This window comes from Flavobacterium sp. AJR (assembly GCF_002156885.1).
In the GTDB taxonomy this organism is placed as follows: Bacteria; Bacteroidota; Bacteroidia; order Flavobacteriales; family Flavobacteriaceae; genus Flavobacterium.
In genome coordinates this window covers 50,770-73,847 of sequence record NZ_NCWQ01000011.1, presented here as the reverse complement: position 1 = coordinate 73,847, position 23,078 = coordinate 50,770, and the positions used below count along the sequence as shown (strand labels likewise).

The 23,078-nt window shown below is 32.5% G+C and carries 20 protein-coding genes; 8 read left to right on the top strand and 12 right to left on the bottom strand.

The window, feature by feature from the left end:
• Positions 1-102 precede the first annotated feature (102 nt).
• The 5 genes from uvrA to B8T70_RS04555 all read right to left on the bottom strand — a co-directional run bounded on the left by uvrA (position 103) and on the right by B8T70_RS04555 (position 8,466).
• Entirely contained in the window at positions 103-2,934 is a 2,832-nt protein-coding gene (uvrA, locus tag B8T70_RS04575) for an excinuclease ABC subunit UvrA (protein ID WP_086894080.1), read from the bottom strand.
• Between the two features lie 332 nt (positions 2,935-3,266).
• On the bottom strand, positions 3,267-4,220 hold the full coding sequence (locus B8T70_RS04570; protein ID WP_086894079.1) for a Fic family protein: 954 nt from the start codon (positions 4,218-4,220) through the stop codon (positions 3,267-3,269).
• A 63-nt stretch (positions 4,221-4,283) separates the two neighbouring features.
• Positions 4,284-6,068 (bottom strand): chloride channel protein, encoded by a 1,785-nt coding sequence (locus B8T70_RS04565; protein ID WP_086894078.1) that lies wholly within the window; start codon positions 6,066-6,068, stop codon positions 4,284-4,286.
• Positions 6,069-6,199: 131 nt separating this feature from the next.
• The gene (ggt, locus tag B8T70_RS04560) at positions 6,200-7,885 is read right to left on the bottom strand and encodes a gamma-glutamyltransferase (protein WP_086894077.1); all 1,686 of its coding nucleotides are present in this window, start codon (positions 7,883-7,885) and stop codon (positions 6,200-6,202) included.
• Positions 7,882-8,466 (bottom strand): ACP phosphodiesterase, encoded by a 585-nt coding sequence (locus tag B8T70_RS04555; protein ID WP_086894076.1) that lies wholly within the window; start codon positions 8,464-8,466, stop codon positions 7,882-7,884. Before B8T70_RS04555 ends, ggt begins: the two co-directional genes overlap by 4 nt.
• Before the next feature lie 189 nt (positions 8,467-8,655).
• On the opposite strand from B8T70_RS04555, the gene glmM reads away from it, so the two are divergent.
• The 3 genes from glmM (at position 8,656) to B8T70_RS04540 (ending at position 11,653) form a co-directional block, all read left to right on the top strand.
• Positions 8,656-10,044 carry a phosphoglucosamine mutase gene (glmM, locus tag B8T70_RS04550; RefSeq protein WP_086894075.1) on the top strand — a complete coding sequence of 463 codons (1,389 nt, stop codon included), beginning with the start codon at positions 8,656-8,658 and terminating at the stop codon, positions 10,042-10,044.
• Between the two features lie 253 nt (positions 10,045-10,297).
• Complete coding sequence (locus B8T70_RS04545) at positions 10,298-11,005, top strand: hypothetical protein (protein ID WP_086894074.1); 708 nt, start codon at positions 10,298-10,300, stop codon at positions 11,003-11,005.
• Positions 11,006-11,056: 51 nt separating this feature from the next.
• Complete coding sequence (locus B8T70_RS04540) at positions 11,057-11,653, top strand: hypothetical protein (protein ID WP_086894073.1); 597 nt, start codon at positions 11,057-11,059, stop codon at positions 11,651-11,653.
• A gap of 80 nt (positions 11,654-11,733) precedes the next feature.
• Here the strand turns inward: B8T70_RS04540 and B8T70_RS04535 are convergent, their stop codons facing one another.
• From B8T70_RS04535 to B8T70_RS04515, 5 genes are all read right to left on the bottom strand, one after another.
• On the bottom strand, positions 11,734-12,579 hold the full coding sequence (locus tag B8T70_RS04535; protein WP_086894072.1) for a DUF2911 domain-containing protein: 846 nt from the start codon (positions 12,577-12,579) through the stop codon (positions 11,734-11,736).
• A gap of 61 nt (positions 12,580-12,640) precedes the next feature.
• Positions 12,641-13,309: an HAD family phosphatase gene (locus tag B8T70_RS04530; protein WP_039115367.1), complete on the bottom strand. Its 669-nt coding sequence runs from the start codon at positions 13,307-13,309 to the stop codon at positions 12,641-12,643.
• A 247-nt stretch (positions 13,310-13,556) separates the two neighbouring features.
• On the bottom strand, positions 13,557-14,270 hold the full coding sequence (locus B8T70_RS04525; RefSeq protein WP_039115365.1) for a ThiF family adenylyltransferase: 714 nt from the start codon (positions 14,268-14,270) through the stop codon (positions 13,557-13,559).
• A gap of 34 nt (positions 14,271-14,304) precedes the next feature.
• Positions 14,305-14,967 carry a TatD family hydrolase gene (locus B8T70_RS04520; protein WP_086894071.1) on the bottom strand — a complete coding sequence of 221 codons (663 nt, stop codon included), beginning with the start codon at positions 14,965-14,967 and terminating at the stop codon, positions 14,305-14,307.
• Positions 14,967-15,569: a DUF1684 domain-containing protein gene (locus tag B8T70_RS04515; protein ID WP_086894070.1), complete on the bottom strand. Its 603-nt coding sequence runs from the start codon at positions 15,567-15,569 to the stop codon at positions 14,967-14,969. Before B8T70_RS04515 ends, B8T70_RS04520 begins: the two co-directional genes overlap by 1 nt.
• A 95-nt stretch (positions 15,570-15,664) precedes the next feature.
• On the opposite strand from B8T70_RS04515, the gene B8T70_RS04510 reads away from it, so the two are divergent.
• The 5 genes from B8T70_RS04510 (at position 15,665) to B8T70_RS04490 (ending at position 20,847) form a co-directional block, all read left to right on the top strand.
• Positions 15,665-16,885 (top strand): MFS transporter, encoded by a 1,221-nt coding sequence (locus tag B8T70_RS04510; RefSeq protein ID WP_039115361.1) that lies wholly within the window; start codon positions 15,665-15,667, stop codon positions 16,883-16,885.
• A gap of 180 nt (positions 16,886-17,065) precedes the next feature.
• A complete protein-coding gene (locus tag B8T70_RS04505) occupies positions 17,066-17,425 on the top strand; it encodes a BlaI/MecI/CopY family transcriptional regulator (RefSeq protein WP_035621639.1) in 360 nt (119 codons plus the stop codon).
• Between the two features lie 6 nt (positions 17,426-17,431).
• On the top strand, positions 17,432-19,114 hold the full coding sequence (locus B8T70_RS04500) for a M56 family metallopeptidase (RefSeq protein WP_086894069.1): 1,683 nt from the start codon (positions 17,432-17,434) through the stop codon (positions 19,112-19,114).
• A 65-nt stretch (positions 19,115-19,179) separates the two neighbouring features.
• Complete coding sequence (locus B8T70_RS04495; protein ID WP_086894082.1) at positions 19,180-20,628, top strand: serine hydrolase; 1,449 nt, start codon at positions 19,180-19,182, stop codon at positions 20,626-20,628.
• A gap of 78 nt (positions 20,629-20,706) precedes the next feature.
• Entirely contained in the window at positions 20,707-20,847 is a 141-nt protein-coding gene (locus B8T70_RS04490) for a hypothetical protein (RefSeq protein ID WP_039115357.1), read from the top strand.
• Positions 20,848-20,927: 80 nt separating this feature from the next.
• On the opposite strand, the gene B8T70_RS04485 is transcribed toward B8T70_RS04490, so the two are convergent.
• Positions 20,928-21,482: a fasciclin domain-containing protein gene (locus tag B8T70_RS04485; protein WP_039115355.1), complete on the bottom strand. Its 555-nt coding sequence runs from the start codon at positions 21,480-21,482 to the stop codon at positions 20,928-20,930.
• Between the two features lie 185 nt (positions 21,483-21,667).
• A complete protein-coding gene (locus B8T70_RS04480; RefSeq protein WP_086894068.1) occupies positions 21,668-23,077 on the bottom strand; it encodes a TolC family protein in 1,410 nt (469 codons plus the stop codon).
• Position 23,078: the final 1 nt, after the last annotated feature.

The following is a 23,078-nucleotide window of genomic DNA, read 5'->3' as shown; positions in this document are numbered from 1 at the left end:
TATCTTTTTATTTTTAAAGAAAAAATAAAAAGGATACCGTTCCCATCTGGGCTAGTCTATACTTTATCAATTTTATTTTACCCTAAAGCGGGGCGCAATATACTAAGATAATTCTTTTTTCAAAAACTGCGCTGTATAACTTTTCTTATTTTTAATTATTTCTTCAGGAGTTCCTTTCGCAATAAGCTGTCCGCCACCTTTTCCACCTTCAGGACCAATATCTATAATATAATCGGCAAGTTTTATTACATCCATATTATGCTCGATAATCAAGATCGTATTTCCTTTGTCAACCAGTTTATTAATTACATCCATAAGAACCCGAATATCTTCAAAATGTAATCCTGTTGTAGGTTCATCAAGAATATAAAACGTATTTCCGGTATCTTTTTTAGATAATTCCCCAGCAAGTTTAATACGTTGTGCCTCACCACCCGAAAGCGTTGTACTTTGCTGCCCAAGCGTAATATAACCTAAACCAACATCCTGTATAGTTTTTACTTTTCTGTAAATCTTCGGAATGTTTTCAAAAAAAGGAACAGCTTCATCAACCGTCATATTCAGAACATCTGATATTGATTTTCCTTTATAACGTATCTCAAGAGTTTCTCTGTTAAAACGTTTTCCTTGGCAAGTTTCACATTCTACATAAACATCAGGTAAGAAATTCATTTCGATAGTTCTCACACCCGAACCTTCACAAGTTTCGCAACGACCGCCTTTTACATTAAAACTAAAACGACCTGCTTTATACCCACGAATCATACTTTCGGAAGTCATCGTAAACAGATTTCTTATTTCAGTAAAAACCTCTGTATATGTTGCAGGATTCGAACGAGGAGTTCGCCCAATCGGACTTTGGTCAATATCGATAACTTTATCAATATGTTCCAAACCTTCGATCTTTTTATAAGGTTGTGGTTTTTTCACACCATTAAAATAATAAGCGTTAAGAATAGGGTAGAGCGTTTCGTTTATCAACGTCGATTTTCCACTTCCTGAAACTCCCGTAACACAAATCATTTTTCCTAAAGGCAATTCAATCGAAACATTCTTTAGGTTATTTCCTGTTGCTCCGGTAAGTTTTAAAAACTTTCCGTTTCCTTCACGACGTTTTGCAGGAATTTCGATTTTCATTTCGCCATTCATATACATAGCCGTGATGGTATGGTGCTGCAGAATCTCCTCTGGAGTTCCTTTGCTGATAATTTCTCCACCATATTTTCCTGCTTTCGGACCAATATCAATTACATAATCGGCACGCTCAATCATATCTTTATCATGCTCTACAACAATAACCGAGTTCCCGATATCACGTAATTGTTCCAAAGAATGAATTAATTTTTCATTATCTCTTTGGTGTAAACCAATACTTGGCTCATCTAGAATGTATAATACACCAACTAATTGCGAACCAATTTGAGTTGCCAATCGAATACGTTGCGCTTCACCACCCGAAAGAGATTTAGAACTTCGGCTTAAAGCCAAATAATTTAAACCAACATTCATAAGGAAGTTCAAACGGTCTTTTATTTCCTTAACAACCTCAGAAGCAATTAAAAGTTGTTTGTCTGATAAATGACTGTTTAAGTCCAAGAACCACGCAGTCAAATCAGATATATCCATATCACACAATTCGGTGATATTCTTTTCGTTTATTTTAAAAAATAAAGCTTCTTTCTTTAATCGAGAACCATTACATTCCGGACATTTTACTTCGTCCATAAAGTCTTTTGCCCAACGTTTTATTGTAGTCGAAGCACTTTCGTCATGCTGATTTTTGATGAAATTAGATATTCCTTCAAAATCTATTTTGTAATCACGAGCAACGCCCAAATCTTTTGAGTTTACGGTGAATTTATCTTTTCCACCATGCAAAATCATATTCATGGCTTCATCAGAAATTTTTTCGATAGGATCGGTAATTTTAAAACCAAACTTCTCTCCAATAACTTCCAGCTGTTTAAAAATCCATGACGATTTGTATTCGCCAAGCGGAACAAATCCACCAGCTTTTATAGATAGCTTAGGATTAGGTATTATTTTTTTAACATTGATTTCATTTACAGTTCCTAATCCGTTACAATGCACACAAGCTCCTTTAGGGGAGTTGAAAGAAAATAAATTTGGCTCTGGATTTTGGTATGATATTCCTGTAGAAGGACACATTAAGTTACGACTAAAATAACGTACCTCATTAGTATCTTGATCTAGAATCATCAATACATTTTCGCCATGATGCATCGCTGTATTGATGCTTTCCATTATGCGTTTTTCGTTTTCAGAAACAGCTGTTACAGCAATTCTATCAATTACAATCTCGATATCGTGAGTTTTATAACGATCCAGTTTCATCCCAGCGGTGATTTCTCTGATTTCACCATTTACTCGAACTTTTAAAAAACCCTGTTTCGCTATTTGTTGGAAAAGCTCAGCATAGTGTCCTTTTCTGGCACGAATAACAGGTGCAAGTACATAGATTCGTTGATCCAGAAAATCTCGGATAATTAAATCTTTGATTTGCTCATCACTATAACTCACCATTCTTTCGCCCGTATTATAACTATAGGCATCAGCACCTCTGGCATATAATAAACGAAGGAAATCATATATTTCGGTAATTGTCCCAACGGTAGAACGCGGGCTCTTACTGGTTGTTTTTTGTTCAATAGCAATTACAGGCGAAAGTCCGTCGATTTTATCAACATCAGGACGTTCCAGACCACCTAAAAACTGTCTCGCGTAAGCCGAAAAAGTTTCGACATAACGACGCTGACCTTCGGCATAGATAGTATCAAATGCCAAAGAAGATTTCCCCGAACCAGATAAACCAGTAATTACGACCAGTTTTTCACGAGGAATAGAAATATCGATGTTTTTTAGGTTGTGAACTCTTGCGCCAAGAACTTCAATAGTATTATTTGTATCCGACATAGTTTTTGCAAAAAAGCAAAGTTACCATTTTGATTTGTTCTTTTGATATAACAGTATAGAAGTTTGTGTTAAAATAGATTGCGGATAAAATTAATTTACTGTTATATAATGTTCATCTAAAAATACTGATTTAATATACGTTGCGTTAAAATAGTACACAGATAAAACTGATTTACTTCGTAAAGACGCGGATAAAAACTGATTTTTAAAAGAATAATAAAACAGATTCAAAGTTTGTGAAAATCCGCGTTTATCCGCGTTTTCGCGATAGCGAATCCGTTTCATCCGCGTTCCATTACTCGCACAGATAAAAAAAACGCCAACTTAAGTAGTTAGCGTTTTCTTTTGCGGGTTAAAATATAATCATCAATAGCTTCTTTGGTTGTATACCAATTTCGACCTTCTTTATAAGCATCAATTTTTCCTGTTCTAGCCAATAAACTTACATATTCCTGACCATAAGGTGCGCTTGGCTCGCTTACAATATCAGATATTGTTTGATACTCGGTTTCGTTACCAGGCATTGCGTTTAGGTAAATATTAAGTGTTCTTTCCAGAGCTTGACTCATCAAGAGAATCAATTTTTGATAATTACCATTATTAGCCTGATTGAGCGCCTCGTAATATTTTTTTCTATCATTTTTCAGGATGATTGCTGGGGGAAAACCACAACGCATCAATAATAAATTCATGCTCAAGCGAACGGTACGTCCATTTCCATCAAAAAATGGATGAATCCAAACAAACTTATGATGAAAAATTGCTGCCAACTCAATATCATTTAAGCCTAACGGATTTGTATTTATAAAATCAATTAATTCATCAAGATAATCTGAGACTTTATTGGCATTCGGAGGCATAAAATTAGCTCCCGAAATACGAACACCACCATTACGGATGCGTCCTGCAAAATCATCTTCGATAGAGCGTAACACCAATTCATGAAGAGAAAGAATATCTATGCTTCGTAGTTTGTAATCATCGCTTACAATCGAATATAAATAATCGATGGCTTTGTCATGGTTATGAGTTTCAAAATGTTCTCGAAGTGATTTTCCTTTTATAGTTATCCCTTCTTGAATCACCATTTGAGTTTCTCGCAAACTCATAGTATTACCTTCGATACCATTGGAGTTGTATGTCCATTCTATCGATAAGCTTTCGCGAATTTTACGCAAAGCAATGTTAGGCAACGGTCTGCTGGCTTGCAAATCTTGTCTTTTTTTGTAGAGTCTTTCAAATGTTGATTGAAATTCGGTTCTATATGTTAAGTCTATATTCAACATAATACCCCAAAGATACGTCTTAATATCGGATAAATCTAATTCCAATTCTATCCGATGTTAAGCTTATTCTATCGTCATAGATCTTAACTTAGTTCTATAAGCTTCTAAAGCTATAGATTTGGAGATGAAGCCGTAATATTTCCCATTTCTTATTACAGGTAAAAATGCCACTTTAGATGCTTCAAATTTATTCATCACCGTTTCCATGCTATCTATTGATGAGATAGTTGCTGGAGGAGTTTTCATAACATCTTTTATCAAGGTGTATTTTACTCGGTACACATTAAATATAATCTCACGAATATCATTAAAATGTACAATCCCTACTAATTCACCATCGTTATTTACGACCGCGAAAACAACTTGATTAGAATGTGATATATAATCGACTAGCTTACTAAGATGCTCATCTGGAGAAACAGTTAAATAGTCAGTTTGAATGATAGAATCAATCTCTAAAGTCGATAAAATATTAGAATCTTTATTGCTGGTAAAAGCATGACCTTTTTTTGCTAAACCTTTTACGTCAAGCGAATATTTCTCAAAACGTTTAGAAATAGCAAAACTTATAGATGAAACTATCATAAGAGGAATCATTAAGCTATAACCACCAGTAATTTCTGCGATCAGGAAAATTGCTGTAAGAGGTGCATGAAATAATCCGCTTAATATTCCAGCCATTCCTACCATGGTAAAATTACTAATAGGCAATTTTGAAAGTCCGATTAGGGTAACAAATTTTGAAAAGAAATACCCTAAATAAGAACCTAAAAATAAAGAAGGAGCAAAGTTTCCTCCATTACCACCACTACCAATAGTTAAGCCAGAAGCAAAAACTTTCATCATCATAGTACATCCCACAAAAAGTAGTAAAACCCATTGATTGTTTCTGAAGCTTGCAAATAAGGTATTGTCTAATAACTTTCCAGGATCGCTCTCGGATAAGGTTTTTATACTTTCATATCCCTCACCAAATAATGTTGGAAAGATAAAAATTAAAACTGCTAACATCGAAGAACCAAATAAAGCTTTTTTATAAGGGCTTAATTTTAGTTTAGCAAAATAATGTTCTATTCTTTGGAAATTTCTAGCATAATAAACAGCTATAAAACCAGTCAATACACCTAAAAGAGCATAGAAAGGAATGTTATGATAATCGAATGTTTGTTGTTGCTTAAAATTTAATAAGATGCTCTCGTCTAAAACAATTGCCGAAACCAAAGCACCAGTAGCAGCCGAAATCATAATTGGGGTAAATGCCGAAATACTTACATCGACCAATAAAACTTCGATAGCAAAAAGAACCCCAGCTATTGGCGCATTAAATGCCGCTGCAATTCCAGCTGCAACACCGCAACCTATAAGTAAAGTTCTGTCTTTATAAGGTAATTTATAATTTTGAGCATAATTAGAACCAAATGCTGCTCCAGTAACCACAATTGGACTTTCTAAACCTGCAGATCCACCAAGACCAACAGTAAGAGAGCTTGTAATGATTTGGGCATACATTTGTTTTTTGGGTATAATACTCGCTTTCTTGGCAACAGTATATAATATCTGCGAAGTACCTTTTTCAATAGTTCCGCCTAAAACTCTTTTTACAACAAAAACAGTAAGTAAAATACCAATAATAGGTAATATACTATTGATGAAGCTTAATTTTAAAATACCATTAATGTAAGTGGCAAACGAAAATACACTGTGAGCAAATGTCTTTAAAACAATTACAGCAAAGGCGCATGAAATACCAACCAAAACACTGGACAAGAATATAAATTGCTTTTGCGTCAATACAGATTGCAGCATTGCAATAATCGATTCAAATCTCCGGATGTATTTTTTTAACATTATGTTTTAAAAAAGTTATGTAATAGTGCAAATTTAGCTTTTAGAACCCAAACTATATAATTTTAAAGCTGTTAATCTCTCGAAAGAAATTAACAGCTTCAAAAAAAAAGGACATTTTATATGTTATTTAATTAAAAACCAACAGCTGTATCATCTCCACGGAAATCAGCACCACCTTCTAGACTTTTGTTTGGTAAAACCAAAATAGCATCTACTTTTCCAATTACAGGAGGATTTTTTTCGTTGATGATATAATTTTTGGTTTTTAAATATTCAAGTGTTTTCGAATTAAAAGCTTTTGGTTCAAAGCTAATATTGTCAGGTAACCATTGGTGATGAAAACGAGGTGCATTTACAGCTTCCTGCATACTAAAATTGTATTCATGCACATTTAATATAGTTTGTAAAACCGATGTAATAATTGTAGAACCACCAGGAGTTCCAACAACCATATATAAACTACCATTTTTTTCCACAATTGTAGGAGTCATAGAGCTTAGCATTCTTTTTTGAGGAGCAATACTATTAGCTTCATTTCCTACTAATCCAAACATATTAGGTTCTCCAGGTTTTACGCTAAAATCATCCATTTCGTTATTTAGGAAAAAACCTAGTTCATCACAGTAATATTTAGAACCGTATGCATCGTTAATTGTCGTTGTTGCAGCAACAGCATTACCAAATTGATCTACGATTGAATAATGTGTTGTTTCGGTACTTTCGCTATATTTTATTTCTCCATGTTTTACATCCGAAGACAAAGTAGCTTTGTCAAAACTAAAAGTAGACATTCTTTGTTTTAAATAATCATCAGAAAGTAATCCTTTTAATGGGATTTTTACAAAATCAGGATCGCCTAAAAAGTAACTTCTATCAGCATAAGCTCTTCTTTCTGCTTCTACAATTACTTGAATCGCTTCTGCTGAATTATGTCCCATTTTTTCTAAATCATAAGGTTCAATCATTTTTAGTATTTGAGCCAAACAAATTCCACCACTACTAGGTGGAGACATCGAAGTAATTTTTAAATCTTTGTAATTAAAAGTTAATGGTTTTCTCCATTTTACTTCATATGATGCTAAATCTTTCATAGAGATAATCCCACCTCTTTTGTTAAGATAATCAACTAATATTTTAGCAGTTTTTCCTTTGTAAAATTCATCACGACCATTTTTCTGAATCCTTTTTAAAGTTTCTGCAAGAGCAGAATATTTTATAGTATCATTTTCTTTATATACGGTTGCTAACAAAGTATTTTTGCCGTTTCTTTCTATAATTACATCTCGGTAATTGTTTAAACGCTCTTCTTGTTTTTTAGTCACAATTACACCTCTTTCTGCTAGTGCTATAACAGGTTCTAAAATTGTTGACATAGGTAAGGAGCCAAATTTTTTGTGTACTGCAAAAACTCCTGCAACAGTTCCTGGTATTCCAATGGCTAGAGCAGTTTCAGTACTTTTTCCTTTAATAACGTTTCCGTCTTTATCAAGAAACATATCTTTGGTAGCTTTCAGAGGAGCTCTTTCTCTATAATCAATAGATCCAACTTCACCATTTGCTTTTCGGTAGACCATAAATCCTCCTCCGCCAATGTTTCCTGCGTATGGAAAAGCTACAGCCAATGCTAATTCGGTAGCAACCATCGCATCAAATGCATTTCCTCCTTTTTTCATAATGTCGGAACCAATTTTGGATGCTTCAGCTCGTGCCGAAACAACCATTGCTTTGCTGGTAACTAATCCTGTTGGTTGATTAGTTGTGTTTTGGGCAAAAGAGGTAAGCGAGATAAAATAGCATAAAAAGGCAATCTTCTTCATAATGAAAGTAATTTGTGATTAACGTGTTGTTTTAAATCTTCAAAAAAATCAGTGAATTCAGCTTCAAATTCGGTGTAAAATTCTTTTAATTCCGCTGTAGCGAATTGCATTTTTGAAGTGTTTTTTGTTCTGCGATCCATTTGAGTTAGGATATGATTAATCCCCTCGATGGTTTGGTAACTTACGAGCCAGTTTTCGTGAAACATAATAGGCATTATACGTTGTGTTTTTTCGCTTAAAATGCTATGATTTTCAGCCAAAGAATTGTAAAATCTATCAACAAAATCATTAAGATTTTCATCTGAATAAGTTTTCCAGTTTTTGGCTAAAAAATGATCGTAAAATATATCAATAATAACACCAGCGTAATGATGGTATTTTTCATGAAGTTTTTTGGTACTTTGTCTAAACACAGGATGAGCATCGGTATAAGTGTCTATGGCGCGATGCAAAATAATACCCTTTTGAACTTCAGCAGGAAAACTTTCAAATTGTTTCCCCCGAATTCCATCGGCCATAAAGTTGCCGATTTTAATCAAATCATTATCGCCAGAAAGATATATATGAGCTAGGAAATTCATTTTTATTGGAGTTACGAAGGTTCTAAAAACAGAAGGCACTAAGTTTACTCATGTAAAAGTATAAAAACTTTTCAACTCATTTGTCTAAAAACAGAATGCTTTGATTACTTTTTTAAAATCTTGGCTTTTTATTCTCTTACTTACTCGGCAACTTTTTTATATTTGTAGCTATAACCATAACTCAATATAATGACTTTAATAAAATCGATATCAGGGATAAGAGGAACAATTGGTGGTAAAGTAGGGGACAATCTTACACCAGTTGATGCAGTAAAATTTGCTTCGGCCTATGGAACTTTCCTTAAGAATAATATTAAAAAAGAAAAATTAACGGTTGTAATTGGTCGTGACGCAAGAATTTCAGGTCCGATGATTCATAATTTAGTTGTAAATACACTAGTAGGTTTAGGAATTAATGTAATAGACCTGGGTCTTTCGACAACACCAACAGTAGAAGTTGCTGTTCCTTTAGAAAAAGCAGATGGAGGAATAATACTTACTGCATCACATAATCCAAAACAATGGAATGCATTAAAATTATTGAATGAAAAGGGAGAATTCCTTAATGGAGCAGAAGGAGCAAAGATTTTAGAAATCGCCGAAGCAGAAGCTTTCGATTTCTCAGATGTAGATAGTTTAGGCGAAATTACAATTAATGACGCTTATATGGATATTCATATCGATGAAGTTTTGAATTTGCCTTTGGTAGATGTTGAAGCAGTAAAAGCAGCAAAATTCAAAGTTGTTGTAGATGGTGTGAATTCTTCTGGAGGAATTATTATCCCAAAATTATTAGAATTAATGGGAGTTGAAGTAGTAAAATTATACTGCGAACCAAACGGACATTTTCCTCATAACCCAGAACCATTAAAAGAACATCTTACAGATATCTCCGAATTGGTTGTGAAAGAAAAAGCACATTTAGGAGTTGTAGTAGATCCAGATGTAGATCGTTTGGCCTTTATTTGTGAAGATGGAGAAATGTTTGGAGAAGAATATACTCTTGTAGCTTGTGCTGATTATGTTTTAAGTAAAACTCCAGGGAATACAGTTTCGAATATGTCGTCATCTCGTGCTTTAAGAGATGTTACAGTTGCTTATGGCGGAAAATATGAAGCCAGCGCTGTAGGAGAAGTGAATGTAGTAGAGTTGATGAAAAAAAACAATGCTATTATTGGAGGAGAAGGAAATGGTGGAATCATTTATCCAGAATCTCATTACGGAAGAGATAGTTTGGTAGGAGTTGCATTGTTTTTGACACATTTGGCAAATAAAAAAATGACAGTTTCGGCTTTGCGTGCTTCATATCCGGAGTATTATATGAGTAAAAACAAAATCGAATTAACACCACAAATCGATGTTGATGCGATTCTGGTTGCAATGACAGAGAAGTATAAAAATGAAGATATTACTACTATTGATGGAGTAAAAATTGATTTTGCTACAGAATGGGTACATTTAAGAAAATCGAATACAGAACCAATTATTCGTATTTATACCGAAGCACCGTCACAAGAAAAAGCAGATGTTCTTGCTTTGAGAATTATAGATGAGATAAAAGCAATCGCAGGAATTTAATTTTCACGATAAAATGGAATAAAAAATACCCGAAATCAATTTCGGGTATTTTTGTTTGTGAAATTAACATGATGTTTATTAGTTAATAAATTTGTTGGGATTTATATATTTGAACTATGTCATCGTTAATATTTAAAATGTATTTTATTCATAAACTTTAATTTGATTGCAATAACTTGAATTATTGGAATAGATCAGTTTTATTTTTATCGAAAATAACATTCTAAATTTAAAAATAATAATATCAAAAATAATGAAAAAGATATTTTATATATTTTTAGTTTCTGTACTAATACTCTCTTCTTGCTCTAAAGATGATGATTATGAAAATGATTCTACGAATATTTTATTAAGAAAAGAGATTGGTAAAGAAAATAATAAAGAGACATACTCTTCTGAAAATGTATATAACGGAAATAGAATAGTTAGTAGTGGTGACATTAGTTTTACGTATACAGGAAATTATATTACTAAACAGGCTTCAGCTTACTATACATATGAGTTTGGATATGATAATGGAAAGTTAGTTAGTTATACAGAAAAATTTACTGGGGATAATGGTTTCTCGAAAACTGCTTATACGCATAACGTAGACGGAACTGTTTCGTTTAAAAAGTACTTTGTTTTTAACTCAACAGAAACAGAAAAAGCAACTGGTACTCTCACATTTAAAAATGGTAATCTTGTGAAAAAAGAGTATGTATATAAAGACAATCAGGAAGTTGTGATTCAAACGACAATAAAAGAATATGATACTATGAACAATCCGTATAAAAATATTTTGGGTTGTGATTTATTGTTTGATGATGACCGATTTCTTAGTATGTTAAATGGTAATAGAAATAACATAGTTAAAACTACGTCAACTACTTCAAATGTACAGGAGTTTTTCTTAGATTCTCTTCAAAAAACGATAAGTATATTTGAATACTCATACAATTCAAAAGGATTTCCAATTTAAAGAAGTAAGTATCAAATAGACTAAAAATTTATTTAGACTAACAAATAAACTATGAAAAATTTAATCTATTTAATAAGCTGTGTAATACTATTATCGTGTAATAAAAAAGATAATTTAAACGATACTAATTCGCTTAAAATAGCAAATCAGTATTTAACTGAATATTATAAAACAAAGAATCAAAAGTTTCTCGAAAAGAGTTATAAATCATTAAATGAGAATACAGTTTATAAGGAAGAAGGTATTACCAACGACAACAAAGAGTTAGTCTTACCCCTATTAATGTACATGAAAAAATATGATGAATTAGAAAAATTATTACAAGAGGATACTATACTCGATAAATATCAAAAAGAAATTACCAGTAATTTAATTAAGTCTTTAAACAATCAGAAAGATATGGAACTTTCGAAAAAGTATATTTATAAAAATATCGATTTAATACAAAATAAAATTACAAGTACTCCTAACGATTCCTTACTGTATACACAATATTTTATCATGAAACTATATCTTAATGGCAGAGATAAAACATTACAGGAAATAGATAGCATGAAAGCGAAAAATCCTAAATACTCAAAGGCTTATTATGATTACATTTTACGTGATTTAATAGAAGAATATCCTCAAGAACTTTTATATAAATAAAGGCATCTAACCACTCAAAACAAAAATCCCATTTCGAATATTTCCGAAATGGGATTTTTAAATTAAGATAGAATAAATTATTATTTACTCCACTCAGAAATACTGTCTTTATTCATTTTTACGTAATCCTGATTTTTAGCAGCTTCAGCAGCAGCAAGTGAAACTTTAGCAGTTTCAACAGCTCCTTTTTTATCTCCTTGTTTCGCTTGGATTAATGATTTAAGTCTGTAAAAATAGAATGGTTTATCAGCGCTTAACTCTAATGCTTTGTCAACATATTCTCTTGCTTTAGCGATATCGCCTCCTTTAGTTTGAAAAAAGTATTGTGCAGCGTTAAAATAATCATTTGATGTTGGTCCAGCCAATACTCTTTTGATACTTTCTGAAGCAATTTTATCTGTAGGAACTTCAAATTTTACTGATACAGAAGAATTCTCCCATGCAATATCGATAGTTCCAGAATTAGGATCTAAATTATTGATTCCGATAGTAAACGTTTCAACAGCTTTGTTTAAAGCCTCTTCTTTTACTGTAGTTTTTAAAGCTACATCAGCTTCATTCCAGTTTTCTGGTAATCCCCAGTTATCCGTTTTTGAGTAAAAAATAACATCCCAGCTTTCAATTTTTGGAATAGTATAAATAGCATATTTACCTTTTTTCAATGTTTTACCGTCAATTACAACATCATCACTAAATGATATTACTGTATTTTCGTTAGCACCCGTTCTCCATAATTTACCAAACGGCACCAAATTACCAAATACTGCTCTACCTCTAGCACCAGGTCTAGAGTAAACCACTTCTAGATCTGTCAAACCAACAATTTGGTTTACAACAGCTTTAGGACTCGATTGAGGTGTTTTCATTTGTGCATCGGCAACAAATGGAGCAATAACAATTGCTAGGGCAATAAGTATTTTTTTCATTTATATATAGTTTTTTTGTTTCCTCAAAATTACGAATTCAATTAGTTTTAATTGTTAATAATTACCTAATGGTAGACTTAATTTTTACTATTTTTTCAAAGTTTAATTCATCAAAATGGTTGATAATTATATCGGCATCAGATAAATCTTGCATTTTAGAATGCTCGCTATTATATCCCACACAATATATCCCTGCTCCTTTTGCAGCTTTTACTCCATTTGTACTGTCTTCGATAATAATACAGTTTTCTTTAGGTGCTTTAGACAACGATGCTGCATGCAGAAAAATAGCCGGATTAGGCTTCGATTGAGGAAAATCTTCCCCACTTACAATGTCTGTAAAATATTGATACAAATTAAAACGAGTAAAAACACGCTCAATAGTAACTTTAGAAGCCGATGAAGCCAGAATCAATTGCATCCCATTAGCATATAAATCTTTAATTAAATCCTCAACACCATCTAGCAAGTATAAATCTTCTTTGGTATCGAAAGCATCATTAAAAATAGTTCTTTTTCTCTGAATCAAATCTTCCACCTCTTGCTCTATCACAAAAGTCTCTTTTAGTTTCTGAAACGTATTTCGAGTCGAAAACCCTGTAAACGAAGCATAAACCTCATCGGTTACATCGATATTTAATTCCTCAAATTGTTTGTGATAGGCATAATAATGTACGGGTTCTGTATCTACAATTACGCCGTCCATATCAAAAATTACTGTTTTTATCATTTTTTCTTTTTAAGGTTCTAAGTTGCAAAGGTTCAAAGGTTTTTTTCTAAGGTTCTGAGGCACTAAGTAACAAAGGCGCATAGTTTTTTTATATTGTGGAAATATTATTTATTTAGAGTATTTACTATAATATAGACTATTCACTATTCTTTACGTCGCAGAGATTTAAAAGAATAAATGAGTTTATACAATCTAATGGATACTTCCAATAAATCTTGCATCTTGCATCTATCATCTTACAACAAAACTACTTCTTGAGCAAATAACGAATCACGGTTTCGGCTGCGTATAAACCAAATAATCCTGGCATATAACTGTTTGTACCATAAAATGATTTTTTGAAATTAGATCCGTCAGTCATTTTTAAACTTGATTCATCCTGAATTTCTGAAGAAAAAACTACTTTCAGTTTATCAATTTTGGCTTCTTTTAATCTTCTGCGGATAGTTTTTGCAAAATAGCAATTTACAGTATTGCTAATATCTGTTACTTTCACTTTTGCAGCTTCCATCTTTCCACCTGCTCCCATGCTACTAATGATTTTTACACGTTTGCGTTTGGCAGCAATAATCAAATTTAGTTTTGGAGTAACACTATCGATACAATCCAAAACATAATCAAACTCCTCAGTAACTATCTCAAAAGCGCGCTCTGGCGAAAGAAACTCCTGAACACGTATTAGTTTTAATTCTGGGTTAATATCCATCAAACGATCCCCAACAATTGTAACTTTAGGTTGCCCAACTGTCGAGTGTAATGCTGGCAATTGTCTGTTTATATTTGTAATATCTACTACATCTCCATCTACAATTGTCATTGTTCCTACTCCAGCTCTTGCCAAAAACTCTGCTGCAAAAGACCCTACTCCTCCTAATCCTACTACAAGAACATGTGAATTTTTAAGATTATCTAATCCTTCTTTTTTAAATAATAATTCGGCTCTTTCCGTCCACTCTGCCATATATTTTTTGTTTAAAGTTTAATGTTATTGAAGTTTAAAAATCCAATTTTTGTTTATTAAAAACAGTTGCAAAATTACTTGATATTAGCTGCTGTAATTCTTCAATTGTTATGTTTTTATATTTTGCTGCCAAAGCATACACTATTTCTATCGTTTCTTCGATTGTATCCGTTTCTAAAAAAAATCGATTATTGGGAATATTTTTAAAAACCGCTTCCAAATCAGGGTTCTTGATTAGATATTTTCCAAAAGAAATATAAAATCCGTTATCCAAAAGTTGCTTGGCAACTTGCTGATTCTTAGAAAACCCATGAATAATCATAGGAACAGTAATTCCTAGTTTTTTCTTTAAAGCAATTACTTCCTGAAACGCTGCTACGCAATGAATCACGACTGGTTTTTGATGCTTTTCGGCTAGAAGTAATTGTTTTTCAAAAACTGATTTCTGTAATTCAAACGAAACTTCTGTACGTTTATCCAAACCACATTCGCCAACGGCAAGACAATTTACTGCAGCCAGTTTTTTATCTATAATTTCCAATTCAGCCTCAACCCTATCTTCTATAATATACCAAGGATGAATCCCGATAGAATAAAACGGAATAGTCGCGTCAAATTCATTAGGGTATTGATTTACTAAATCCAGAACATCTGGATGATTTGCTGATTTATGTGTATGGAAATTAAAAAAATGCATTAATCATGAAACTTTTTAACGCCAGCTTCAATTGCCACGTTCAAATCATTTTCTAAAGGTACAATCGGGCAAGAATACTTATGGTTATAAGCGCAATACGGGTTATATGCCTGATTAAAATCGATTACGATTGTATTTCCTTTTGGAATTTTTAAATCAATATATCTTCCTCCTATATAAGTTTCTTTCCCAGAGGTTAAATCCGAGAATGGTAGGAATAAATAATCTTTATATTCATCTTTTTTAGAAAGGTCGATGTTGCGATATACATTTAATTGTAAGTCTACTCCATCAATGGTAAAATATACAGTTCCGTATTTTATATACATTGGCTTTCTGGCTGTAGAAGTTTTCATCTCAAAGGGCTTTTCTTTTTTGGCTTTCACAAATTTAGCCACAACAGCATATTTTTCATTTATTGGATAAAAATCTAATGTCTGGAATGTTTTTAAATCTTCTGCCAATAACGGACTCGTCTTTGCATCTGCATATTCTCCATTAATTGTCTTTTGGAAATTTTCGGCAGCAGCACGATCAAATTTTTCTTGGGCAATACCAAAATTTAAAGCCAAAAGCGTCAAAAATAGAATTAGGTTTTTCATCGTATAAATTTTAGCAAAAATAGTTTAAAAGTAACAAAGCAACAAAGTCTGTAAGTTACAAAGTTTTATAACTTTGCACATATAACCCATTTATAATGCTAATCACCGCCTTTCAACGCTATATTAATAATTTTAGAGGATTTTCTAGAGAGATTTGGATACTTACACTTGTTACGTTTATTAACCGTGCAGGAACTATGGTTCTCCCTTTTTTATCCAAGTATTTAAAAGAAGACCTTCAGTTTACATATAACGAAGTGGGCTGGATTATGGTAGCATTTGGTTTAGGATCTATGTTGGGTTCCTGGCTTGGTGGTAAACTATCCGATAAAATAGGTTTTTACAAAATAATGGTATTTAGCTTATTTACCAGTGGTGTCGCCCTATTCTTTTTGCAATACATAACTACTTTCTGGTCATTGTGTTTGGGTATGTTTGCTATTATGACTGTTGCCGATATGTTTCGCCCTGCAATGTATGTTTCCCTTAGTGCTTATGCCAAACCCGAAAATAGAACCCGTGCCTTAACATTGGTACGTCTTGCGGTAAATCTTGGTTTTGCTGCTGGTCCTGCATTAGGAGGTTTAATTATTATGGGAATTGGTTATCAGGGATTATTTTGGGTAGATGGTGCCTCTTGTATTCTTTCGATTTCAATTTTTGCATTATTAGTAAAAGAGAAGAAAAAACCAGTTTATGATAGTAGCCATGATATAATAAGCGAACCAAAATCGGTATTTAGAGATAAGATATTCTGGGTGTTCTTATTTGTGAGTTTTGCTACTGCAATGGTTTTCTTTCAGCTTTTTACCACTTTACCTTTATATCACAATGAAAAATTTGGCTTAAGCGAATTACAAACGGGGCTATTAATGACCTTAAACGGACTTATGATATTTTCATTAGAAATGCCATTAGTAAGTTATTTAGAACGTAAAGCTTTCCCGAAAATTAAAATAATTACCTACGGAACCTTATTAATGGCCTCTAGTTTCTACCTATTATTAATTAATGTTTGGGCTGGAGTACTTGTGTTTGCAATGATTATGGTTTCGGTGGGCGAAATATTGAATTTTCCTTTCTCTAATGCTTTTGCTTTAAGCAGAGCCCCTCGCGGTCAAGAAGGGCGATACATGGCTTTATACACCATGAGTTTTAGTCTGGCACATATTATTAGTTCTAAAGTAGGTTTTGAATTCATTACCCGATTAGGATATCAGTCTAATTGGTTTATAATGGGAACTATCGGATTGGCTGCAACCGCATGTTGTATTTGGATTCAAAAAGAATTACAAAAAGAAAATAGCATTTTGTAATAACACAAAAACCCTTTCCTCAAAACAAATTAAATCACTGTAAAACAATATTTTAAACCTGAAATACGTTTCTAATTGCATCTATCTATTTTATAACTAACTATAAAAATAGTTAAATAACTGCATTTATAGTTGTGTAACTATAGAATTAGTTGTAAGTTTGAATTAAAATTAGAAAACATGCAAAAGTTAACCAACAAAGAAGAAGAGATAATGCACATTTTATGGAAGTTGAATAAAGCTTTTGTAAAAGAAATCCAAGCAGAAATTACTGAGGATCAACCGCATTACAACACCCTATCGACCATTGTAAGAAACTTAGAAGAGAAAGGCTTTGTGGCACATACTCCTTTTGGAAACACACACCAATACTATCCTGTAGTAACTCTAAAAGAATATAGCAAGCGCTTTATGAGTACTGCAATTGATAATTATTTTAATAGTTCGTATAAGAATATGGTTTCCTTTTTTGCCAAAGAAGAAAAAATTTCGGCCGATGAGTTACGTGAAATCTTAGATATGATAGAAAACAAAAAATAATAATTTATGGAGGCAATTTTTATCTATATTCTTAAAACTAGCGGGCTAATCACCTTGTTTTATTTGGCGTATTACATTTTATTGCGAAAAGAAACTTTCTTTAATAGCAATAGATGGTTTTTATTATCGGGATTAATCACATCGATTGTATTGCCATTTGTAGTTTACACCAAAATAGTTTGGGTTGCTCCTACCCGTACCAATTTTACCTCTTCTATAAATACCACAATTAAAACAACTCCTATAGAGCAGAGTTGGTTAGACACACATTTAAACCTGTGTCTCGTTATATTATATGTTTCAATCATCACTTTATTATTATTAAAATTTGCCTTCGACTTTTATAGTCTTAAAAAGGTTATTAAAGGACAAACCATTCAAAACCAAGCCGATTTTAAGTTTGTAGATGTTTCTGAGAATATTGCTCCGTTTTCTTTCTTCAATTATATCGTGTACAACTCATCACTGTACAATACGAGCGAATTGGAGAATATTCTGGAACATGAAAAAATTCATAGCGAACAAAATCACACTACCGACGTATTGATAACTAGGATATTTTGTATCGTATTCTGGTTTAACCCAATCGTTTGGTTGTACAAGAAAGCTATTATGCAAAACTTAGAATTCATTGCCGATGCCGAAGCTTTGAAAAAAATTACCGATAAAAAAGCGTATCAATACACGCTTTTAAAAATAACAACACATGAAAATTGTGTTGCAATCACCAATCACTTTTATCAATCATTAATCAAAAAACGAATCGTCATGTTAAACAAAAATCAATCAAAAAAGAAAAATTACTGGAAGTATGCCTTAGTTCTTCCCGTATTAGGAGCATTTGTATTCTTATTTCAAGTTAAAGTTATTGCCCAGGAAAAAGAACAAAAAGAAGCAAAAGAAGATATTGTTATAAATACAAAATCTGACGCGAAGGATGTATTTGTGTACAAAATTAAAAAGAATACAACTGATAAAGAATTAGATGAAATTGTACAGAAATTAAAAGCAAATCATGAAGTAATTGTTGCATTTACAGAAGTAACAAGAAATTCTGATAATGAATTAACTGGAATAAGAGTTGACATAAAAAGAAAGAATGGCAAATCGCAAATCATGCAAACTAGCGGTAACGAAGCCATAAAACCTTTTGGTGTTGTTATAATAAAAAATGAAGATGGTACTGAAACTATTAATTTGCAAACTGGCAAAGAAACTCATCAGCCTGTAACTCTAAGTGAAAGTTCAGAAGGAGCCGAAAGTTATAATAACGATGAAGATTTTCCTATACCTCCTACGCCTCCAACACCACCTGATGCTCCAGAATTTCCTGAAGGACCAATGCCTGTTGCAAATATTGACATGTCTAAAATGCCAAAGCCTCCTGTACATCCAAAAGATGTAAATGATGAAAAAGAAATGCAAAAATTCAACAAAGCAATGGCAGAATTTCAGAAGAAGATGGATGCTTTTGAACCAAATATGTCTGCTTACGAAAAAGAAGTAGAAGCCGTAATGGCAAAACGTCAAGCTATTTACGATAAGGAAATGGGAAAATTTAATCAAGAAATGGAAAACTTTAATCAGGAAATGAAGATTTTCAATAAAGAGATGAAAGTATATGAAAAAGAAGCGAAGGACGCTGAAAAAGAGATGCGAAAATTTGAAAAGGAAAATAAATCCAAATAAAAAAATCTTCTTTAATCTGTTATAAAAAATCATAAGAATATATGCATCACCCCTTAATTGTTACTATGAAAGAAACATTTTTAATTTCAATATTTCTACTCATTTTTAGCATCTGTTTTGGTCAAAAAGCAGATAGTAATCAAAAGGAAATAAAGCAAAAAATCGATAACTATATTAATGAAGTAATCGAGATAAATGAAATTCCCGGAGTGGCACTGGCTGTTATTAAAGACGGAAAAGTTATCTATGAAAAATACTATGGTACAGCTTCTTTTGAGGATAATAAACTAGTAGATAAAAACACCGCTTTCAAGATTTTCTCTACAACAAAATTAATTACAAATGTTGGGATATTTCAACTTATAGAAAAAGGAAAATTATCGCTAGAAGATCCAATATCAAAATATCTAGATAATCTCCCAAAAGAATGGCAAGGGATAAAAGTCGCTAATTTATTGTCTCATTCTTCTGGTTTGCCAGATATTGTAATGTTCGAAGATATTCCGATTACTTTACCTTATGATAAAAAAATTGCAATATTATCAACCAAACCAATGGAATTTGCAACAGGAGAACAATACAGTTACAATCAAACCAATTACTTTTTTCTTGCTAAGATTATTGAAAAAATAACTGGTTTACCTTTTGAAGAATACATCTTAAAAAATCAATTTCCAGGAGTAAAATCTGGTGTTTATTTTTCATCAGACTTTGGCAAAAGCTTTCCTAATAGTGCGTTTAGATATAACTATGACAGTAAAACTAAAAAGTATGTAAAAAACACTTTAAATAGTGGTTCTGATGGTCATTCTGCTAATGGTTTGAACATAACGTTGCCAGAATTTATTCGTTGGAATGAAAATCTGGATAAGAATACTTTCTTGAAAAAGGAAACAAAATATTCGATGTGGGAGCCGTTTAAATACACTAAAAGTGATGAAAACTTTGGATATGGATGGGACTTTTACCCTGTAAACAAAATTCTTTCGTATGGTTTTACAGGAGGTAATGAAACTGCTTTTAGAAAGTTCGTTAAAAACGATATGACAATTATCTTTTTATCCAATGGACATAAATATGATAATTTATATGTACAGTCTCAAGTAATTAATCATGTAGCAGGAATTGTAGATAAAACCTTAATCGATGATTACTTATTAGCAGATGAAAAGACAACACAAGATTTTTTAAAATTAGATATTGCTAAATCTGAGCAAAATTATCTTGCCTTGAAAAAGAATCATCCTGAATGGAATTTTGAATACCGATTAAACGTTGTTGGCTATACTCTAATGAATTACAGAAGAATAAATGATGCTATAAAAGTATTCGAATTAAATACAAAAGAAAATCCTAAATCAGGAAATGCATTTGATAGCCTGGCCGAAAGTTATTTTAATAATGGTCAACTTGAGATTTCTAAACAGACTTATCAAAAAGCTTTAGCTCTTTCGCCAGAAAATGCAAATGCAAAAGAAATGCTAACCAAAATAGATAAACTTTTAGTAAAATAATATTTGAGAATCCAATGAAAGAAGGCTTTGTAACACTACAAAGTCTTTTTTTATATCTTTGAAAAAAATCCTACTCTTATGTATAAAATTCTAGCTCAGATAAACAAATTGATTTTACCCAGTTTTACCAAGCGAGGACTTGATATTACAAAAGCCAAAAAATGGCAAATGGCAATAATTGGTTACCGTTATTACGTTACAAAACGTGCTTTAGATTAAATCTATACATTCCTAATAAATACAAAAAAGTCCTGTACAACATACAGGACTTTTTTTGATTATTGGGACAATCAGTGCTTTTATTTTTTTGGTAATAATACCGTATCAATTACGTGAATTACACCATTTGATTGGTTTACGTCTGCGATGGTTACTTTTGCTTTATTACCGCTTTCGTCGCTTATATACAAATCTTTTCCTTTCATCCAAGCTGTTAGTGTCCCACCACTTACAGTTTTTAATGTTGCTTTACCTCCACCCATTTTTATTGCTTTGGCAATATCGGCTGCATTCATTTTTCCAGCCACAACATGGTAGGTCAAAATATTTTGCAACGTTTTAATGTTTTCTGGTTTCAATAATGTTTCAACTGTTCCTTTTGGTAATTTATTAAATGCTTCGTTTGTTGGAGCAAAAACAGTGAAGGGTCCTTTACTTTCTAATGTTTCTACCAAACCAGCTGCTTTTACTGCTGCTACTAATGTGGTGTGGTCTTTTGAGTTTACGGCATTCTCGATAATATTTTTGTTTGGATACATTGCTGCTCCACCAACCATAACTGATTTTTGAGCGAAAGAAGTTGCTCCAAATACTAATGCAAAAAATGCTGCTGCTAAAATGCTTTTCGTTTTCATGATTTAATTTTTTAGTTATAAAAGCATTTACGACATAACATTCGATTTGGTTTTTAATATATCTGAAATTTGAACAAATAAAACCAAAAAACACGCTGCAACACTTGTAAAATAGGAGAAAAATAAATCCATCATCTTTATAATAATTTATAGAGATGATGGATTCTTTTTTTACTTAAAACTATCTATTGCACTCCGCCGCCCAAAGCACGATATAGATTTATTGCAGCATTTAGTTTTTCTAACTTTATACTAACAACATCTAAGTCATTTTGTAAAGCACCATTTTGGGCAACAATAACATCTAGGTAAGTTACCATACCGCTTTTATATAGCAATGTCGCATCAGAAGTTGCTTTATCTAAAGAAACTGCTTTTTCAGTCGCAAGTTCCATGCGTTCATCGGCATATTTTAATTGAGACATGGCATCATTTACTTCTCCAACAGCAGTTATATACGATTGCTTAAACTGAATAACTGCTTTTTCCTGTTCTATAATCGCAACTTCATAAGCAGTTCTTAAAGCACGTTTTCTAAATATTGGTTGTGCTAAATTAGCTGCAATAGTTTTAGTAACTGAACCTGGAAAATTAAACCAAGTATCAAACTCAAATGAATTTTTTCCGATTGAAGGTCTCAAACTCAGTGTTGGATACATAGTAGCTTTTGCCAATCCTGTTTTAGCATTAGCAGACATAACAGCGTATTCGGCAGCTTTTACATCTGGTCTTCGGCTCAAAAGTGATGCTGGAATCCCTGAAGGCAAAACAACATCAAATTCTGCTACTTCCAGATTTCCAGATCGTAATATGCTATCCGGATATTCTCCACATAAAATTTGCAATGCATTTTCCTGAACCGCAATATTTGCTTTCGCTAAAGGAACCAATAACTCAGCTGTTTTTTTCTGAGCTTCAGTCTGATAAAGCGCCAAGGAACTAATTGCTCCCGAATTATATTGCATCTTCATCATCTTTAAAGTGTTATCACTTAATTCGATGTTTTTCTGTGCAATTTTAAGTTGTTCATCCAATCCTAAAAGATTATAATACGATTGCGCAACCTGAACAATAATTCTGGTTTTTAAAGCTGAAAGATTCTCTTTTTGAGCAAAATAATTGGCTTTTGCCTCTCTTTTCTGCATCGTTACTTTCCCCCATATATCTGCTTCCCAAGACAACTGAATATTGGCATTATAATCGTCCATATAATCCTTACTGGTAAACTGTGCGCTCAAAGAACCATTAAGTGAGTTTTTAGACTGATAACTGCGACTCGCATTTGCATCAAAATCTAACGTTGGCAATAGACCTAATTTTGCTTGTTTGTAATTAAGGTCTAGCTGCTCCATGCTTTTTATGGCGATAAGCACCTCGTTATTTTTAACGAGGGCTTTCTCTATCAAATCAACCAACAATGGATCTTTATAGTAATTCTTCCAAGGATGCAAAATAGTATCTCCGGTTAGTGTTACTTCTTCACGATATTTTTCGGGAACATTTAAATCTGTGCGAGAATATTTTTTCCCTACTACGCAGGATGTTAGCAAAACACCCGCAAATAAAGAAATTCCAATTTTATATAGTACTCTCATT

Coding starts and splice junctions, on each gene's coding strand:
- uvrA (WP_086894080.1), bottom strand. CDS start 2,934: ATGTCGGATACAAATAATACTATTGAAGTTCTTGGCGCAAGAGTTCAC.
- B8T70_RS04570 (WP_086894079.1), bottom strand. CDS start 4,220: ATGTTGAATATAGACTTAACATATAGAACCGAATTTCAATCAACATTT.
- B8T70_RS04565 (WP_086894078.1), bottom strand. CDS start 6,068: ATGTTAAAAAAATACATCCGGAGATTTGAATCGATTATTGCAATGCTG.
- ggt (WP_086894077.1), bottom strand. CDS start 7,885: ATGAAGAAGATTGCCTTTTTATGCTATTTTATCTCGCTTACCTCTTTT.
- B8T70_RS04555 (WP_086894076.1), bottom strand. CDS start 8,466: ATGAATTTCCTAGCTCATATATATCTTTCTGGCGATAATGATTTGATT.
- glmM (WP_086894075.1), top strand. CDS start 8,656: ATGACTTTAATAAAATCGATATCAGGGATAAGAGGAACAATTGGTGGT.
- B8T70_RS04545 (WP_086894074.1), top strand. CDS start 10,298: ATGAAAAAGATATTTTATATATTTTTAGTTTCTGTACTAATACTCTCT.
- B8T70_RS04540 (WP_086894073.1), top strand. CDS start 11,057: ATGAAAAATTTAATCTATTTAATAAGCTGTGTAATACTATTATCGTGT.
- B8T70_RS04535 (WP_086894072.1), bottom strand. CDS start 12,579: ATGAAAAAAATACTTATTGCCCTAGCAATTGTTATTGCTCCATTTGTT.
- B8T70_RS04530 (WP_039115367.1), bottom strand. CDS start 13,309: ATGATAAAAACAGTAATTTTTGATATGGACGGCGTAATTGTAGATACA.
- B8T70_RS04525 (WP_039115365.1), bottom strand. CDS start 14,270: ATGGCAGAGTGGACGGAAAGAGCCGAATTATTATTTAAAAAAGAAGGA.
- B8T70_RS04520 (WP_086894071.1), bottom strand. CDS start 14,967: ATGCATTTTTTTAATTTCCATACACATAAATCAGCAAATCATCCAGAT.
- B8T70_RS04515 (WP_086894070.1), bottom strand. CDS start 15,569: ATGAAAAACCTAATTCTATTTTTGACGCTTTTGGCTTTAAATTTTGGT.
- B8T70_RS04510 (WP_039115361.1), top strand. CDS start 15,665: ATGCTAATCACCGCCTTTCAACGCTATATTAATAATTTTAGAGGATTT.
- B8T70_RS04505 (WP_035621639.1), top strand. CDS start 17,066: ATGCAAAAGTTAACCAACAAAGAAGAAGAGATAATGCACATTTTATGG.
- B8T70_RS04500 (WP_086894069.1), top strand. CDS start 17,432: ATGGAGGCAATTTTTATCTATATTCTTAAAACTAGCGGGCTAATCACC.
- B8T70_RS04495 (WP_086894082.1), top strand. CDS start 19,180: ATGAAAGAAACATTTTTAATTTCAATATTTCTACTCATTTTTAGCATC.
- B8T70_RS04490 (WP_039115357.1), top strand. CDS start 20,707: ATGTATAAAATTCTAGCTCAGATAAACAAATTGATTTTACCCAGTTTT.
- B8T70_RS04485 (WP_039115355.1), bottom strand. CDS start 21,482: ATGAAAACGAAAAGCATTTTAGCAGCAGCATTTTTTGCATTAGTATTT.
- B8T70_RS04480 (WP_086894068.1), bottom strand. CDS start 23,077: ATGAGAGTACTATATAAAATTGGAATTTCTTTATTTGCGGGTGTTTTG.